Source organism: Candidatus Polarisedimenticolaceae bacterium (genome assembly GCA_036275915.1).
GTDB lineage: Bacteria > Acidobacteriota > Polarisedimenticolia > Polarisedimenticolales > DASRJG01 > DASRJG01.
On record DASUCV010000004.1, the window covers coordinates 390,040 to 407,101 of the forward strand.

General features: G+C 69.1%; 16 protein-coding genes. 7 read left to right on the forward strand and 9 right to left on the reverse strand.

The annotated features are described in order from the left end of the window. Positions 1-4: 4 nt before the first annotated feature. Both VFV19_03965 and VFV19_03970 read left to right on the forward strand, forming a co-directional pair. Positions 5-1,285, forward strand: coding sequence for an EAL domain-containing protein (locus VFV19_03965; protein ID HEX4823443.1), 1,281 nt, complete (start codon positions 5-7; stop codon positions 1,283-1,285). Positions 1,286-1,328: 43 nt separating this feature from the next. Then, positions 1,329-1,673, forward strand: a complete 345-nt coding sequence (locus VFV19_03970; protein ID HEX4823444.1) for a hypothetical protein — start codon at positions 1,329-1,331, stop codon at positions 1,671-1,673. Positions 1,674-1,686: 13 nt separating this feature from the next. On the opposite strand, the gene VFV19_03975 is transcribed toward VFV19_03970, so the two are convergent. Then, a complete protein-coding gene (locus tag VFV19_03975) occupies positions 1,687-2,166 on the reverse strand; it encodes a hypothetical protein (protein HEX4823445.1) in 480 nt (159 codons plus the stop codon). 364 nt (positions 2,167-2,530) lie between these two features. On the opposite strand from VFV19_03975, the gene VFV19_03980 reads away from it, so the two are divergent. Next, complete coding sequence (locus tag VFV19_03980) at positions 2,531-4,327, forward strand: S8 family serine peptidase (protein HEX4823446.1); 1,797 nt, start codon at positions 2,531-2,533, stop codon at positions 4,325-4,327. 137 nt (positions 4,328-4,464) lie between these two features. On the opposite strand, the gene VFV19_03985 is transcribed toward VFV19_03980, so the two are convergent. From VFV19_03985 to VFV19_04005, 5 genes are read right to left on the reverse strand one after another with little or no spacing between them, the layout of a single operon-like run. After that, positions 4,465-6,099: a ChaN family lipoprotein gene (locus VFV19_03985; GenBank protein HEX4823447.1), complete on the reverse strand. Its 1,635-nt coding sequence runs from the start codon at positions 6,097-6,099 to the stop codon at positions 4,465-4,467. Between the two features lie 8 nt (positions 6,100-6,107). Beyond that, the gene (locus VFV19_03990) at positions 6,108-6,302 is read right to left on the reverse strand and encodes a twin-arginine translocase TatA/TatE family subunit (protein HEX4823448.1); all 195 of its coding nucleotides are present in this window, start codon (positions 6,300-6,302) and stop codon (positions 6,108-6,110) included. A gap of 18 nt (positions 6,303-6,320) precedes the next feature. Beyond that, positions 6,321-8,189 (reverse strand): selenocysteine-specific translation elongation factor, encoded by a 1,869-nt coding sequence (selB, locus tag VFV19_03995; GenBank protein ID HEX4823449.1) that lies wholly within the window; start codon positions 8,187-8,189, stop codon positions 6,321-6,323. 2 nt (positions 8,190-8,191) lie between these two features. Then, positions 8,192-10,336 carry an ATP-binding protein gene (locus tag VFV19_04000; protein ID HEX4823450.1) on the reverse strand — a complete coding sequence of 715 codons (2,145 nt, stop codon included), beginning with the start codon at positions 10,334-10,336 and terminating at the stop codon, positions 8,192-8,194. Between the two features lie 18 nt (positions 10,337-10,354). Next, a complete protein-coding gene (locus VFV19_04005) occupies positions 10,355-11,254 on the reverse strand; it encodes an RNA polymerase sigma factor RpoD/SigA (protein HEX4823451.1) in 900 nt (299 codons plus the stop codon). Positions 11,255-11,624: 370 nt separating this feature from the next. On the opposite strand from VFV19_04005, the gene VFV19_04010 reads away from it, so the two are divergent. The 3 genes from VFV19_04010 to VFV19_04020 are packed head-to-tail and all read left to right on the forward strand — an operon-like array spanning position 11,625 to position 13,806. After that, complete coding sequence (locus tag VFV19_04010) at positions 11,625-11,990, forward strand: helix-turn-helix transcriptional regulator (protein HEX4823452.1); 366 nt, start codon at positions 11,625-11,627, stop codon at positions 11,988-11,990. After that, positions 11,987-12,895 carry a tetratricopeptide repeat protein gene (locus tag VFV19_04015; protein HEX4823453.1) on the forward strand — a complete coding sequence of 303 codons (909 nt, stop codon included), beginning with the start codon at positions 11,987-11,989 and terminating at the stop codon, positions 12,893-12,895. The genes VFV19_04010 and VFV19_04015 overlap by 4 nt, the downstream gene beginning before the upstream one ends. Continuing rightward, the gene (locus VFV19_04020; GenBank protein ID HEX4823454.1) at positions 12,892-13,806 is read left to right on the forward strand and encodes a hypothetical protein; all 915 of its coding nucleotides are present in this window, start codon (positions 12,892-12,894) and stop codon (positions 13,804-13,806) included. The genes VFV19_04015 and VFV19_04020 overlap by 4 nt, the downstream gene beginning before the upstream one ends. Before the next feature lie 35 nt (positions 13,807-13,841). Here VFV19_04020 and VFV19_04025 read toward each other — a convergent pair whose 3' ends face one another. Continuing rightward, positions 13,842-14,567, reverse strand: a complete 726-nt coding sequence (locus tag VFV19_04025; GenBank protein HEX4823455.1) for a rhomboid family intramembrane serine protease — start codon at positions 14,565-14,567, stop codon at positions 13,842-13,844. Next, positions 14,567-14,890, reverse strand: a complete 324-nt coding sequence (locus VFV19_04030) for a hypothetical protein (GenBank protein HEX4823456.1) — start codon at positions 14,888-14,890, stop codon at positions 14,567-14,569. The genes VFV19_04025 and VFV19_04030 overlap by 1 nt, the downstream gene beginning before the upstream one ends. A gap of 87 nt (positions 14,891-14,977) precedes the next feature. Here VFV19_04030 and VFV19_04035 point away from each other — a divergent pair, with 87 nt between their 5' ends. Further along, a complete protein-coding gene (locus VFV19_04035; GenBank protein HEX4823457.1) occupies positions 14,978-16,501 on the forward strand; it encodes a sigma 54-interacting transcriptional regulator in 1,524 nt (507 codons plus the stop codon). On the opposite strand, the gene VFV19_04040 is transcribed toward VFV19_04035, so the two are convergent. After that, positions 16,444-17,061 (reverse strand): HNH endonuclease, encoded by a 618-nt coding sequence (locus VFV19_04040; protein ID HEX4823458.1) that lies wholly within the window; start codon positions 17,059-17,061, stop codon positions 16,444-16,446. The two genes, VFV19_04035 and VFV19_04040, sit on opposite strands and share 58 nt — an antisense overlap. Position 17,062: the final 1 nt, after the last annotated feature.

A 17,062-nucleotide genomic window follows, 5' to 3' on the forward strand; every position in this document is an offset into this window, starting at 1 on the left:
CGCCATGGCGAGTCCCCGTGACGGAGCGGCGCCGTCGCTGCCCCCGGAGCTTCCGCGTCTCGACGACCTGCTGGCATCTGCCGCGCCGCGTCTCGCCGCGGATCACGAATTCGGACTTCTCTCGGTGACCGTGCTCCAGAGGCGGCACCTGTCGCACGGGGCCGACTGGCACGCCTACGACGCGCTCATCCGCGAGATCGGCGCATTCCTCCGCAGCTATCGGACCGAGCGCATGCGCCGCGACGACCGGCTCTTCGAGCCCAGCATGAACGGCAACGCCTTCGCGGTCATGCTCGAGCCTCCGCGCAAGGGACGCGCGCTCGATCCCGGCGATCTCGCCCGCGTGCGGGCCCGGCTCGCGCGCGGCCTGAAGGTCCACCTCGCAAGACAGCTCCCGCGTGAGGTGGGCGACGCGTTCGGCTGGTACGTCGGCGCTGCGGTCATCGCCCCGGAGGCGGAGATCCCGTTCGAGCGGATCGTCCACCGGGCGCTCGAAGAGTCGTTCGCGGACGCGCTCAGAGAGAAGGAGCGCGAAGGCCGCCGTCACGCGGTGCAGCTCGCGCGTGTGCTCCACCTCGGCCTCGTCCACTCCGTCTATCAGCCGGTCGTCGACATCGTCGACCAGCGGGTCATCGGATTCGAGGCTCTCACGCGCGTCGGCAGCGGTCGCTTCGAGAACGTCGAGCTCCTGTTCAAGGCGGCGGAAGCGAACGACGCCCTCTGGGCTCTCGAGCGTCTTTGCCGGCGTAAAGCCCTCGAGGACCTTCCGACCCTCGGGCCGGGTCAGCTCCTCTTCTTGAACGTCGAGCCCGACTCGATCCACGATCCTCACCTCGGCGGGCCGCAGTTCCTGGACGGCCTGGCGGCGGTCGGGCTCTCGGCGACCCAGGTCGTCCTCGAGCTGACCGAGCATTCCGCCGTGCGCGACTTCGTCGCCTTCCGGCGAACGCTCGAGCGCTTCCGCTCGCTCGGCTTCCGTCTCGCGATGGACGACGTCGGATCCGGCTACGCCGGGCTGCAGTCGATCGCGGAGATCGGTCCGGACTTCATCAAGGCCGACATGCACCTGGTCCGAGGCCTGCACGAGAGCCCGATCAAGCGCCAGCTCATCGACACGATCCGCCGGTTCTCCGACAGCACGGGGATCACCTTCGTCGCCGAGGGCGTCGAATCGCGCGACGAGCTCGAGGCGCTCGTCGACGTGGGCGTGCGGTGCGCGCAGGGGTTCCTCTTCGCACGCCCGGGCTCGCCGCCGACCTCTCCCGATTGGACGAAGATGCGCTGAACTCTCTCCGCGTTGGGGTGTGCCCGCGTGTTAGCATGCGGACGTGGCCTCCGCATCCGCTCAGCCGCTCGCGCGCGGGACGTTTCGTACGACCCTCAGCGGCGTCGGGCGGCCCGGGCCGATCGAAGAGCGCCTCGGGAGACGCCTGATCCGGATCGTGCGTCCCGACTCGAAGGAAGGCATCCACCTGCTCCGCTCGGGATGCGTCACATTCCTCGGCCCGGAGGGACAGCCGCTCGGCTGCGCGGATCTCGAAGCGGCCCGACGACTCCTTCAGCGCCGTCTCCGAGAGCGCCTCTCCCCCTCGAGCGGGAGCGAGCACGCCGAGATCGTTCGCGACGGGCTCTCGCGCCTGAAGCGGGGCGACGCCCGCGTCGGCCGGGCCTGAACCGCGCCCCGTCCTACTCGACCCCGGTCTTCAGCGCCTTCTTGATCGCCTCGACGATGAAGTTCTGCATTGACGGCGGCTGATTGCGAACGGCCGCATAGACGAGGCACGGCAGCTTGAGCGAGATTTGGACGCCGTTCTCGTCGAGACCGTCCAGCCAACGCTCGAATTCGGACCAGGATTTGAACGACTGCGCTTCGATGGCACCCTTGCGGTACAGCTCGATGAGAGCGATCTCGTCCTTGAGCTTGAAGAGAACGTCGTCTTCGCGCTGCTCGGAGAAATCGCTGTAGGCGAAGAACTTCACCTCGCCCGCGGTCTGGTCCTTCCCCTTGATCGAGAGCTCGGGGACCTTGTTGCAGCGCAACATGATGTAGTCGTCCTTCCCCTTGAAATGGAAGGCGAGGATCGGGTCGGTCCGCGGACTGTTGTCGGTCGGGGTCTTCAGAGCTCGATAGACGCGTCGTGCGATGTCTTCATTCGTTCTATACATCAGGGCCGCCCCTCACCAGTCGTATCCGTCAGATCGAATAGGCCGAGTCTACGGCGGGACATAGCACGACTCAAGCGTGAAGTTTGAAATCCATCGTCTCATCTCAGAATGAGACTGGTCTCAGGTCCGTCTCAATCCTCTGAGATTGGACCGCAGATCAAGCAATTCCAGATGTCTCTCCGATGACTCGTATCAAGTTGAGACTTGCATGCTCGGAGGCACCGCGCAAGATCATCAGTCGCTAACTAGCTGAATTTAAACGATTTTCATCCGATCTGGGTGCCTCCACTCCATTGCGGGTCCACCCCTTGCTCTAAGGACGGCCGCCCGAAACGAACCGAAACGGAAAGTGGGGGGAGACCCGATGAACACGACGATGAAATCGATCCTGGGGATGGTGGTCGCGGTCGCGGCGTCGATCGCGCCGGGTTGGAGCGCGGCGGCGCGACCCGTGACGAAGCTGTCCAGCGACCTGCGCGAATCGATGTCGATCACGAAGAGCCAGCGCGTGATCGTCACCTACACCGACGGACTGCGCGAGTCGAGCATCCAGTCGCTGGTCGCGCGTGCCGGAGTCGGCGCGAAGCGCTTCACCGGCGGCCACGCCTTCGCGGCGACGCTGTCGCGCCGTGACATCGAAGCCCTCGCCGGCGACGATCGGGTGGCGCACATCTCCCCCGATCGTCCGGTCCAGGCCAACATGGATATCGCCGTGCCGACGATCGGCGCGGACCGCATCAACAAGTACCTCGGCTACACGGGGAAGAACGTCACGGTCGCCGTGATCGACTCCGGCATCACCCCGGTCAGCGCGGTGCCCGCATCGCGCATCGTCGCCGCGGTCGACTTCACGGGGACCGGCTCGACCCTCGACGCGTTCGGCCACGGCACGCACGTCGCCGGCACGATCGGCGGATCGGGGCTGAACGGTGCGGTGAAGGGCGTGGCCCCCGCCGCGAGCCTCGTCAACCTGCGCGTGCTCGACGGCAACGGCCAGGGCTACGTGAGCAACGTGATCCGCGCGATCGACTTCGCGATCCAGTACAAGGACAAGCTCCGGATCCGCGTGCTCAACCTCTCCTTCGGGAATCCTCCCGGAGAGTCCTACGTTGACGACCCGCTCGCGCACGCCGTCGAGCGCGCGTGGGCGGCCGGCCTCATCGTCATCGCGTCGGCCGGCAACCGCGGTCGCGACGGCCACTTCACGATCAACTCGCCCGGCAACGATCCGTACATCGTGACCGTCGGCGCGATGAACGATCTCAACACCCCCGACCGGTCGGACGACATCATCACGACCTACACGAGCCGCGGGCCGTCGATCGGCGACCACATCTTGAAGCCGGATCTCGTCGCGCCGGGCAACCGCATCATCTCGGCGCTCGCGCCCGGTGCGAGGCTGGCCCAGATGTACCCCGACCGTGTGATCGGTCGCGATCGCCTCGAGCTCTCGGGAACCAGCATGGCGACCGCGGTGACCTCGGGCGCCGTCGCGATCCTGCTCCAGCGGAATCCGAACTTGAGCCCCGACGAAGTCAAATCGATCCTCGTTTACTCCGCCGACCGTCTCACCGGAATCGACCGCTTCGCGATCGGCGCGGGTTACCTCAATCTCATCCACGCGGTCGCCATGACCGGCCACTTCCGCTCCGTGCGCTTCAACAGCGCGTCCCCCACCGTCGAGCTGAATCCCGCCGGCGGCTTCGTGCTCACGCACACCGCAGCGATGACCTCGGGCGACACGGCCACTTGGGGCGACACGGCCACTTGGGGCGACACGGCCACCTGGGGCGACACGGCCATCTGGGGCGATACGGCGATCTGGGGCGACACCGCCACCTGGGGCGATACCGCGACCTGGGGCGACACGGCGGTGTGGGGCGACACGGCGATCTGGGGCGACACCGCGATCTGGGGCGACTCGGCGCTGTGGGGCGACACCGCGACCTGGGGCGACACCGCGACCTGGGGCGACACCGCGACCTGGGGCGACACCGCCACCTGGGGCGACACCGCGACCTGGGGCGATACCGCGACCTGGGGCGATACCGCGACCTGGGGCGACACCGCCACCTGGGGCGATACCGCGACCTGGGGCGACACCGCGACCTGGGGCGACACCGCCACCTGGGGCGACGCCGTCATCGGCTCCGGCGACTGATCCGAAATCGGCATGGGGGAGAGACGGTGCCACAAGACCTTCGACGGCCACCCCCATTGAAGGCCTGGTGAACTCAGTGCCCCCACACTGACACCGCCTCTCCCCCTCTTGCGGCCGCACCTCGGTGCGGCCGCAATTCATTTCCAGGGACGGGCGAGGCGGAGCAGGCGAAGGACCTCCCGCCGCGCGCGCGGCGGGTCGAGGTCCTGCTCGAACAGGGTGCGTAGCCGTCGCGGTGAGATGCGCCCGCGCACGACGCGCTCGTAGAGCAGACGGCCAAGGCGGCGACCGAGATCGCGCGCGAGCGCACGGCGCAGATCGCGCGAGCGCATGAGCGGCGCCTTGAGCTTGGGCGGAAGGTCGAGACGGCTGCTTCCCTCGAACTCCTCGTGCGCGCCGAGCCATCGCGCGCGCGTCGTACTCCCGGAGGGCTGCGGGTCGGTCCACCCGGCGACGAAGTCGCTCGCCGGGTCGACGAGACGCGCGCCGAGATACGCCAGCGCCTCGTTGTAAGCGGCACCATACATCCGTTCGGAGGGGTCGGCCGCCGGCGCGTCCACGTCACGATGAAGGCGGCCCGACATCGCGATGCGCAGGAACCTCGCGGCCTCTCCCGCCGCCGAGCCCGGCAAGTAGCGGAGGAGAAAGAACGTGTTCGAGCGCGCGTCGTAGAGGGCGTCGCGCGCGGCGAGGAGCCTCCGCGCTTCGCGAATCTCCGCCGGACTCCTCCCGTGCTCCGCGAGCACGGGTCCGAGGAGCTGGCCCGCGTCGGAGCCGCTGTAGACTTCGGGGTAGGCGTCCTGCAGGTCGTCGACCCATCCCGCGCGATGGCGGAGCCTGTGACGGTCGGGACGGAGGCCCATCCAGCCGACGAGCGTGTCCATGAGATGGTGGACCGCGGGGGTGAGATCGGCCTCCTCGTCCGCGGGCATCTCGCCGCGCCAGCGCTCCAGGACCTGGCGGTAGCACTCGTAGCGCGCGAGCGGCGGCGTGTGGAAGACGGCGAACGAGCCCCCGTCGAGACGGACGGTGTCGGGGACGAAACCGTCGCGCGCGAGCGCCGCCCAATAAACATCCTCGGGATCCTGGAAGACGGTGATCGCCCGCCGTTTCACCCCGCGTGCCGCGAGGAGCTGCTCGACCTGACCGGGGAGGTGACTCTGAGCGATGTGCGATTCGCCGAAGAGCACCATCATCGCGGTGCGCGGACGCGCGAGGAGCATCGAAGCGATCCCGCGCGCGGCATGCGCGTCGCGGCGTCGCAAGCCGTCGAAACCTCCCCGCGGCGGCCGGTCGAGCGCGACGACCCGGACACCGAGGGCGCGCGCCGCGTCGAGCAGATCGCGGAAGCCGTCCCAGGGGTAACCCCACTCCTCGCGATAATGGATCCGGCGGAGGAACGTCCGGTCATCGATCGCGCCGCGCTGGCGCCGGTCGAGGATCTCTTGCTGCCGCGTGTAGACGAACTCGATCCCGAGCGCGAGATGCCGGCCGGGCCGCGCCATGCTCTCGAGAAGGCGAGCCGCCAGGTACTGGCATTCCGCGTCGGCGTGGAAATCGCCGACGTAGACGACGTCGGCGCGGTCGCAGGCGGCATGGAGGCTCGCACGGGTCGAGCCGTCGAACGGCCGCGACAGATCGCGACGGAGGTCGCGGAAGTACGGATGTCTGAGCGAGCCGTCCGAGCCGAAGAGGTCGCGCTTGAGGCGCCGAACCGCCGATCGTTGGCGAGCGAGCAGGCCGACGGCGCCCGCCACCGGGTGGCGCCGCACGCGGTCCCTCAGCGGTCGCTGCTGTTGCTGTTGCGGTTCGAGTCGCCGCCGGGCTTGCCCGGATCGTCGCCTCGCATCCCTTCCTTGAAGTTACGGATCGCCTCGCCCAAGCCGCGGCCGGCGTCGGCGAGCCGGCGCCCGCCGAACAGGACGACGCCGATCAGCGCGATGACGAGTATCTCGGTCCAGCCGATGGAACCCATGGCGTGCTCCCGCGGCCGTTAGGAGGCCGCCTGGTCGATCAGGATCTTTCTCACGTTCCCTTCGCGCCGCGTCAACCGCTCGGCATCGAGCTGCTCGAGGAGCGGGATGGCGTTCTTGCGCGTCACGCCGGCGAGCTCCTTGAACGCGCCGACATCAATCGTACCCGATGTCCGGGCGAACTCGCGGAGCTTGAGGCGCATGCCTTCGAGCGCTTCCGTGTGAAAAAGCCGTCCATCCCGGATTTTCACGAGAACTCCCCTCTCGACGAGCAGGCCGAGGAGGCGCGAGCCGTTCTGTCCGGGTGTTGCGCGGAGGATCTCGTCCGCGGCCGGCGGGTCGAGCCCGGCATTGCGAAAGGCTGACTCGATGTGCGCGATTCCTGCCGCATCCGCGGGCGAAAGTACCACCCGGAAGCCGGCGCCCGCCACCCGATCGCCGCTCAGGACGAGAACCTTCTCGAGGGCCAGCGACTCCAGCAGATGGCGGAACGCCTCGCCCGGCATCGCGCGCGCCACGGCGGCGCGGAGCGTCTCGCGCGTCATCCCCGGCCGCAAAGGCTCGCGCGCGTGGAACGCGGCCAGCTCCCCGGCGACACGCGCGCCGAGATCGGACCAGACCGGCGCGGCGAAGAGCAGCGCGCCGGCGCGCACGAGGTGTCCCGCGGAGGCGAGCGAGACGGCGGTGCGCTCCGTGTCCTCGAGCGTCGCGCCCAGCTCGGCGGCGATGGACTCCAGGGTCTTCCCCGCCACACCGGCGGCCGCGATGCGCGCGACCCATGCGCCTTCACCGGTCGACGGCGCCGCCGCCGCGCGCGACCCCGCCGGGTGCGCATCGAGGACGACGCCGCCGCCGATCGTGTCGACCGGCGCCGGGCGCCGCAGGATGAAACGGTCTCCGGGGAGAAGGACCGTGTCCTCTCGAAACGTGATCTCCCCGACCGAGGCTCCCCGATCGTCGGCCTTCAGGCCGCGGAGGAGCGCCGCGCGCTCGCACGTGCCCTGGTGGAAGCGTACGGCGCCGCCGCGGCGCAGTCTTGCCGGCGCTCCGGCGAGGAATGTGACCGCGACGCGCGCACGCCGCGTGGTCAAGAGCGTCTCTGGGTGCGCGAGCGTCGCTCCGCGCGGAGACTCGGCGCGATCGAGACCCTGCACGTTGACCGCCACGCGCGATCCCGCGAGCACGCGCGAGACTTGCCGCTTGTGCACCTGCAGTCCCCGGATGCGCCCGCGCCGGTGCCGCGGCAGGATTTCGATCTCGTCTCCCTCCGCGAGCGCACCGGAGACGAGCGTTCCGGTGACGACCGTGCCGAACCCCTTGAGCACGAACGACCGGTCGATCGGCAGGCGGGCCACGCCCGCGGCCGCGCGCGGGGGAAGCTTCCGCAGCCACGAGCGAAGCGCGTCGCGGAGCGCCGGGAGGCCTTCGCCCGTTCGGGCGGAGACGGCGACGATCGGCGCATCCTCGAGGAACGTGCCGGCGGTGAGCTCCCGGGTCTCCATCGCGACGACCTCGCGAAGGTCCGGCTCCGCCAGGTCCGCTTTCGTGATCACGACGAGCCCCGCGGCGACCCCGAGGAGCGAAGCGATGGCGAGGTGCTCCCTCGTTTGCGGCTTGACGCCGTCGTCCGCCGCGATCACGAGAAGGACCGCGTCCAGGCCCGAAGCGCCCGCGACCATGTGCCGCACGAACCGCTCGTGGCCGGGCACGTCCACGAAGCCGATCACCCCGTCGTCCTCGAGGTCGAGGTCGGCGAATCCGAGATCGATCGTGATCCCGCGCCGCTTCTCTTCCTTGAGGCGATCGGGGTGGACGCCGGTCAACGCTTCGACGAGCGCGCTCTTTCCGTGATCGATGTGCCCCGCCGTTCCGACGACCAGATGCCGCAACGTCAAGGCTCCGGAAGGGAGCCGAGCCGGCTCCGGACGAGGCTCCGCAGCTCGTCGAGCTCGAACGGCTTGCGCAGGAGGGCCGCATCGAGGCGCCGCGCGGCGGCCTCGGTCTCCCGATCGTCCCAGCGGACCGTCGTCAGGACGAGGCGCGGCGCCGAGCCCGGCCGCAGGCGCTCGGCCTCGGCGGCGAGCCGGTCGCCGGAGAGGCCGGGCATCTCGGCGTCCGTGACCAGAAGGTCGAAGGTGGAGACGGCGAGGCGGTCGAGCGCCTCGTCCGGTCCCGACGCGGTGACCGCATCGTGTCCATCCGCCTCGAGCGCTTCCCGGATGAGCGACGCCAGCGCCGCCTCCGCGTCGACGACGAGGATCTTCGCGGAGACTCCGCGTCCAGGATCGTCCCTGACGGTGGGCGCGTCGTCGTGCAGCGCCTCCCCGGAAGCCGCCGGGAACTCGAGCCGGAAGCGCGCCCCTCCCGAAGGCGACGCGCCGAGATCGATCGTCCCGCCGTGCGCGGTCATCGTGTTGTAGACGAGCCAGAGACCGAGCCCCGTTCCCGAGCCCTCGGGCTTCGTCGTGTAGAACGGATCGAAGACCTTCGCGCGCGCGCTCTCCGGGATCCCCGGACCGTCGTCGGCGACCTCGAGACCGACGCGGTCGTCGCCAGCCCGGTAAGTGGAGACGGAGATCGTCCCCGGCCGGCCGGCGGCGCTCATCGCCTGGTAAGCGTTCGTGACGAGGTTGACGAGCGCCTGCTCGAGCTCGTGAGGATCGGCGACCGTCGCGGACAGGCCACGGTCGAGGGCGACCTCGATCGCGGAGCCCGAGGTCCGCACGGGATATGCCAGCAAGAGCGTCACGTTCTCGACGATCTCGTTCAGCGAGACGACGCGCTTCTCGGGTCCGCGCGGCCGCGCGAAGCGCAAGAGGTTCTGGACGATCCTGCGACACCGCTCCGCTTCCTTCCGCACGGTATCGAGGCGGGCGGCCGCCTTCTCCCCCGGCGGAAGTGTCTTCAGGAGCTGCGCGTAGCCGATGACGGCGGTCAGCGGGTTGTTGAGCTCGTGCGCGACCCCCGCGATCATCCGTCCGAGCCCGGAAAGCTTCTCCGACTGCGTGACCTGCTCGCGCAAGCGCCGCGAAGTCGTCACGTCGTGGATCACGACGACGAGACCGTCCGGGAGCCCGGAAGGTCCCTTCCAAGGGGCCAAGGCCACCTCGAGGCACCGCCCGTCCGGGAAGCGCGCTTCGCCGGCCGACTCGGCACGGCGGCCGCAGAGGAGGTCGTAGGCGAGGGCGACGATGTCGAGATCGCCGAGGCTGCGCAGGGCTCCCGCCGTCGACAGACCGACCGACGGCAGCAGCGACTCGGCGGCGGCGTTCGCCGAGACGACCTCGAACGACGCGTCCGCGAGCACGACCGCGTGCGGCATCGCGTCGAGGATCGCGCGGAAGCGGCCGTCCTCCGCTTCGGCGACCGTCAAGACGCGGTCGAGGTGCAGGGCCACGTGGCTCGAGGCGCCGAAGAGGAGCCTCAAGGTCCGCTCGTCCGAGCCCGCTCGGGGGAGGACCGCCGCCCGAAGGACCTCGCGACCCCTGCGCTCGATCGGGACGACGACGACGTCGGCGTCGTGGAACGGGGCGCGGGCGCCCAGCAGACGGTCGCAAACCGCGAGCGGCCGCGCGACGATCCCCGAGGCGGCGGGCGGGACGAATCCGTGCGCGGCGGCTTCGCCGAGCCTCTCGGCGTCACCGCCGGCGAGCGGGCGGGCGACGTGGACGCGAACGTCGGACTGGCCGCCGGAGAGACCCGCCCACGCGATCGCATCGGCACCGATCAACCCGGCGAGCGCCTCGGCGGCGCGATCGAGAAGCTCGTCACGGGAACGCGCGTCCGCGAGGGCGCGGCCCAGCCCGTTCAGCGCCTCGAGGTCGCGGATCCTTGCATCGAGCTTGTCGTCGATCGTCGCGCGGTGCGCCTTCCATGCCGTGCACACCGCGTCGGCGGCGGCGCCGTCGACCCGCTGCGACGAGAGCTCCGCGCTCAGAGCCTCGAGCTGCTTGCAATCGAAAATCCGCGGCCAGATGACCGCGGCGAGATCGCCGGAGGACATCGTCTCCCTCGGCGCGGTGCACTGTCGCGGCACCGCGCCGGGGAAAGTCTATCAGTGCTCGACGACCGCCCGCGTCTTCGCGAGGGTGCGCACAGGAAACGGCTTCTTCGGAGGCGCCTTGACGAGGCGCTTCTTGGCGAAGAGCTTCCGGAGCCGGCTCTTCGCCTGGCACTCGATCTGGCGCACGCGCTCCCGGCTGATGCCCATCTTCTCGCCGATCTCTTTCAGGGTGAGCGGCGGGCCGCCGGCGAGGCCGAACCGATACGCGACGACGATGCGCTCCTGTTCGGTGAGGTGGGCCATCGCCTCGCCGACGAGGGAGTTGGACTCGCGGCTGATGAGATCTTCCTCGGGGCTGATGCACGCCGGATCGACGAGGTACTCGGCGATCGGCTTGTCGCGGTCTTTCCCGACCTTCTCGTCGAGCGAGACCTCGCGCATCGTGAACTGCAGGACCTGATCGATCTTCGTGACGCTCTTCGAGAGCCGGTTCGAGATCTCCTCCCGCTGCGGGGCGCGTCCGAGCGAGCGGCGGAGCGACGCCTCGGCGTCGCGGATCTCGCGCACCTTCTTCATTTGATAGTTCGGAACGCGGACGAGGTTCGAATGCTCGGAGAGCGCCTTCAGGATCGACTTGCGGATCCACCAGATCGCGTAGGTGATGAACTTCGTTCCCTTGCTCGCGTCGTACCGGTGCGCCGCTTCGATGAGGCCGATGTTCCCTTCGTTCAAGAGATCTTCGAACGGCAACCCGAGGTTGCGGTACTCGCTCGAAACCTTGACGACGAAGCTCAGGTTCGACTCGATCAGCTCGTTCAGCGCGGAGCGGTCACCGTTCTTCACGCCTTCCGCGAGCGCCATCTCTTCGTCCTTGGTGAGCAGAGGGTACTCGCGGATCTCCGAGAAGTACCGCGAGAGCACCGACCCTCTTTCCTTGGCGGAGGTCTCCATTCAGTTCACCTCGATCGCGCGACGCGAGCGGGAAGGAAGTACACGTTCGGCTTGACACGCCCAGAGGGCCGCCGTAGGTTGAGGGCGCTTTCGCGAATTCGGCGGAAGGATGACGCTAATAGCGTGACGGACGTTGATCGATCGACATGGCGCGATGGACTTGCGGAAAGCCTGACCTGGCACCCGTCCCACCCTCCAACGCGCGACCCCTCGTGCCTCCCCCGATTGGAGCACGTGGTGGGCGCTTGTACTTTCCCCCGATGGCCCAAAGTTTATGGGGAGCGCACAACAGTGTCAATAGCGATCATTGTAAAGAATCCAGGGTGGGCAAGGCTTTTCGGGGTATTCTGACTTAGCAAGGAGTGGGGCGATGACATCCCGGAATCCTCGCCGACGGCAAACGATTTTCGTCGGCAGCAAGATCCGACAGCTCCGCAAGGAGCGGGACCTGACGCAGGCCGAACTCGCGTCACGCATCGGCGTCCAGCAGTCCGATCTGTGCCGGATGGAGAACGGCGAGTACAAGGTCTCCCTCGACACGCTCTTCCGCATCCTCGCCGTGTTCGGGATGGACATCGGCGACTTCTTCCGTGAAGAGCAGCCGGGCGGTGGCGCCGCAGACGGCGAGCATGAGATCGTCCGCCTCTTCCAGCGGTTGGACGAGGTCTCGCAGGCCGAGGTCCTCGACTTCGTCCGTTACAAGGCCTCCCGCCGCGTGGAGGCCTGGAAGCGGTGACGCCGCCCCCCCCGGAGCTGCGAAGCGACGGCTCGGACGACCGTGCCGAGCGCGCGGCGGCGGCTGTCCAGAGCGGCGATTTCCCCGCCGCGATCGCCTTGTACGAGCATCTCCGCCAGGCGGCCTCGACGACCGACGACACGGACAAGGCCGAGCTCAACATCGCGATGGTCCGGCTGCAGATGGGAGAGGCGCGCCGCGGCGAGGAAGGGTTGCGCGAGATCCTCCTGCGCACCTCCGACCCGAAGATCGCCTTCCACGCCGCCTACAACCTGGCGTGCAGCCTCAGACAGCAGGGACGGTACGAGCGGGCTCTCTCGTACGCTCGGCGTGCGCTCGAGCGCGCCCAGGCGCTGGACTCGGCGGATTTCCTGGCGCCGGTCCATAACCTGCTCGGCAACGTGCACCTGAATCAGAACTACCTCGACCGTGCGCTGGCCGAGTACCGGATCGCGCTGTCGCTGCGTGAGCGCCAGGAGTGCGACACGCGGTTCTCGCGCGCGATCCTCGAGGAGAACATCGGCTACTGTCTGATCTTGAAGCGCCGCTTCGACGCGGGCTTCGAGCGCCTCGCGGTCGCCCTCACGCTCGCGGAAGAAGTCGGCGACCGGCGCTGCCGGGCCGAGTGCCTTCAGGACCTCTGCTACGCCTACCTGATGCAAGGCCGGATCGACGAAGCGATCGAGGAGGGCGAGCGCGCGCTCGAGGCCGCTCAGGCCTGCCGGTTCCCCGACATCGTCGAGAACTGTCACTACCTGCTCGGCGAGCTGGGGTCGCGAGCAAACCGGCTCGAGATGCGCGACGCGCACTTCGACGCGCTCCAGGATCTGCACCCGGAGGTTCCCTTCCTTCGCGAGTTCCTCTGCACCGTCGACGTCACCGACGTCATCACCCTCAAGCGATGAAGCGCGACGCGATCCTCCTCTCGCTCATCGCCGTCGGGGCGCTCGCCGCGGCGCCGGCGCGGGCGGAAGTGCAGCGCATCGCGGCCGACGGCACCGTCTACCGTGTCGACGTCGATACGTACAACGGGAGCGGCAAGCCGAGCGGCACCGTGCTGCGAACCACGCGCCAGAGGCCCCGCGGCGGCAAGGACACGTTCGTCGTGACCGGCACCGACGACGCCGTCGTCGATCGCGACCCCGCCTTGGAAATCGATCCCGCGACGGGGAAACCCGTCCTCGTGTGGTCCCGGAACGAAGGCGGGAGCTTCAATCTGTTCTTCAGCCGATTCGACACGGCGTGGTCGGCGCCGCAGATGCTGTTGCGCTTCGACGGCGATGAGCTCGAGCCTCAAATCCACTTGGGCGACGAGTACCTGCACGTCACCTGGCGGCAGAGCGTCGGCAACTCCTCCGCTTACTGGCGGGCCAGTTTCGACCCGGCGACGCTCCAGCGCCTCTTCGGACCCGAGCGGCTACCGGTCGACGATGCCACGCCGATTCCCCCCGAAGGCGGACCGGAGCCCGCGACCGCGCCAACCGACTCCCAGTACTTCTGCACGAGCACGCTCGGGAGGACGATGGCGGACCCGAGTCGCGCCTACATCTGGGGCGTACGGGACGAGCCGGTTCCCGTCGGTTATCACCAGTCGTTCGTCCTCCCCTGCGACATCCACGTGATCAACTCGCAAAACGCCGCTTTCGTCGGAGGCCGGCTGACGCTCTGGATCACGACCCCCAACCTCGTGTACTACACGACACTGGCGAACGGGCGTTGGGCCGACATACGCGTCGTCGAGATCACACCGCAGACCTCTGCGTCGGATGCGCGCCTGTTGATCGAGGACATCAACAACAGCCTCGGCGGGCACTGACCGGAAGTCGACAGTCAACAGTTCACAGTCGACAGTCAGTGGATCCAGCGGTCGTCGTCGTTCGGCGGCATCACCTTGAAACGGCGGCGCCGAACGCGCCAAGAGAGCTCTTGCCACAGCGCGCCGACGCGCCAGGCGCGCTTCAGGTAGAGCCAGCCGATCACCATGCCGCCGAGGTGCGCGACGTGCGAGACGCCGTCGCCCTGCTCCTGCAGGCTCGAGACGAACGCGATCGCGAAGACGATCCACGCGAACGTCCGCGCCTTGATCGGGAAGAGGAAGTTCCAGAGGATGCGCCGCTCGCCGAAGAGCGTCGCGTAGGCGAGGATGAGACCGTAGATCGCCCCCGACGCGCCGATCGTCGGAATGGCGACGTGCCGCGGCGCTCCGGCGGCCGTGACGCACAATCCCGCGCCGACACCGCAGACGAACCAGTAACCAAGGTACTTCCGTCCGCCCCAGTGCCGCTCGACGTCGCCGCCGAACATCCACATCGCGAGCAGGTTGAAGAGGATGTGCGTGATATTGGCGTGGAGGAACATGTAGCTCGCGAGCTGCCAGATCCATCCGTGGACGACCGCCACGGGGACGAGCCCCAAGAGCGGCGTGATGTCGATGCCGGCGAGCCGAAGGGCGAGCTGGACGGCGAACATGACCCCACACAGGATCATGAGGTTGCGGTTGACGGGCGTGACGACCGGTAGGCCGATGGAATCCCCGCTCCATCCCCCGCGCGGCGGCGTGCTGCGGTAATAGCTCATCAGACTTTGAGCCCGGGGGAAGCGGAGCGGAGCAGCAGCACGAGCGACACGACCCCTCCCAGGAGTACGAGGAAGAGCAACAACAGCGCGAATCCGAACGTCATCAGGAATCGGCCCTTCCCGTCCCGCCCCGCCAGCGCATCGTCGAGGAGGCTCTGATGGAGCCGCCGGCCGGTGAGCGCCAGTCCGAGCGCGATCCCGGCGGCGATGCCGAACAGCGCCGCCAGGGGCATGACGCCCGAGCGATAGTAGATCACGAGCGGCGACACGAGCGCGATCATCAGGACCCAGAGCGAGACCTCGAGCCAAGGTGCCCGTCGCACGCGCGCCGTCATGCGTTGTGGGGACACAACCGGCGACCGCCGCGCTCCCGCTTGAGCGGAGGCCCAGCACCGATCCATGCTCGCGGTATGACCAAGGATGCTCCGTCGAACGGCCGGTCCGAGAATAGCGTCAGCACTTCCCGAGCGTCAAACGAGCCGCTGGCGGCAGCGTGCCTCGCGGCGTCCCAAGCGCCGGAAGCGGCGCTCGGGATCGTGCTCGAGCACCTGCGCGCCGCGGCGGGCGCCGAGCGCGCCTTTCTCGTGGAGGCGGCTCCCCCGCCTCGTAACGCGCGGGTCGTCGCCGCATCGCCGCCGTCGGAGACGCCGCCCGCCGTGAGCCGCCGCCTCGCGGTGCGGGCGCTCGCCGCCGACCGGCCGCTCTTCTGGCCGGACCTGGCCCGCGAGCCTCTTTTCGTCGACGGAGCGTCCGTCCGGGCGCTCGCCCTCCGCTCGGCGGTCGCGAGCCCGGTCCCCGGTAACGATCCGCGACGCGCCGCCCTCGTGCTCGATCACCGCGCGGCGATGCTCGTCGACGGGGCCTCCGCGCGCCGACTCGTCCGCGCGTTCGCGAGCCTCGTCGGGCTCCTGAGGCGCCCGTTTCACGTCCGTTCCCCGTCCGCCGTCGCCGAGGGTCCCGCCGTCCTCAACGGCCGGAGCCCCGTCTTTCTGCGGTTGATGCGGGAGATCGATGCGGCCGCCGCCGTTCCGCTTCCGGTGCTCGTGCTCGGCGAGTCGGGCACGGGAAAGGAGCTCGTCGCCCGGGCGCTTCACGCCGAGGGTCCGCGCGCCACGCGCCGATTCGTCGCGATCAACTGCGCGGCCATCCCCGAGACGCTCCTCGAGCGAGAGCTGTTCGGCGCTGCCCGAGGCGCGTTCACCGGCGCCGACCGCGATCATCCGGGCCTCCTCCGGCAGGCGGACGGCGGGACCGTCTTCCTCGACGAGATCGGCGACATGCCGCTCCCCCTCCAGGCGAAGCTCCTGCGTGTCCTTCAGGAGCGCACGGTGCGCGCCGTCGGAGCGCTCGACGAGACGCCGGTCGACGTCCGCGTGGTCGCGGCGACCCATCGCGACCTCGACCGCCTCGTCGCGGCGGGCCGCTTCCGCTCCGACCTACGCTACCGGCTGGAGGTGCTCGTCGTCCGCGTGCCGGCGCTGCGCGAGCGCACCTCCGATCTCCCCCTGCTCGCCGACGATCTCCTCGCGCGCCTCGCGGCACGCTGCCGGATCGCACCGAAGCGGCTCTCGGCGAACGCCAAGGCGCGTCTCGCCGCGCATGCCTGGCCGGGGAACGTCCGCGAGCTCGAATCGGTCCTCGCGCGCGCGCTCCTCCGGGCGCCCTCGGGGGTCATCGACGCCGACGACCTCGACTTCGCACCCGCCACGGCGACCCCGGCTGAGCCTCCCCCCGATGCGGACGGTCTGGTGCGGGCGATGATCGAGGGTGCGCTCGCCGCGACGCGCGGCAATCTGACGGCCGCCGCCGCGCGCCTCGGTTGGTCCAGGCCGACGCTCTACCGGAAGATGAACGCTCTCGGTCTGAGGGGAAAGGATCAGGCCGGCCCATCGGGCGGCGGGACGAGATCCTCCGACAGCTCGACGTTCCAGTAAGCGACGTCGAGGAAGGTCTTCCACTCGTCGTAACGAGGGCCGATCCACCCCGTGCGCAGTACCGGATGGCCGGCCGGCCGCTTCGGCGTGCGCACCAGATGTATCCCGGCCTCGTGAGGCGTGCGATTGCCCTTGCGGCTGTTGCACGGGATGCACGCGCAGACGACGTTCTCCCAGCTCGACACGCCGCCCCGCGAGAGCGGTACGACGTGGTCGAGGTTGAGCTCGGCCTGGGGAAAGACCTTGCCGCAGTACTGACACCGGTTGCGATCGCGGAAGAAGATGTTGCGGCGGGTGAACCGGACGTCGCGCCGCGGCACGCGATCGTAGTGCACGAGCTGGATCACGCGCGGGATCCGGATCTCCCGGCGCGGCGTCACGATCGTCTCGTGGTCGGCGCCCGGCGGAAGATCGCACCAGTTCTCGAAATCGTACGTCCGAAAATCGCGCGCGACGGCACGGGCCCGGCCCGCGTAGAAGAGACGGAACGCGCGGCGCACCCCGGTGATCTGCACCGCCTGGTACACGTTGTTCAGGACGAGAACCGCGCTCTCCGCCATC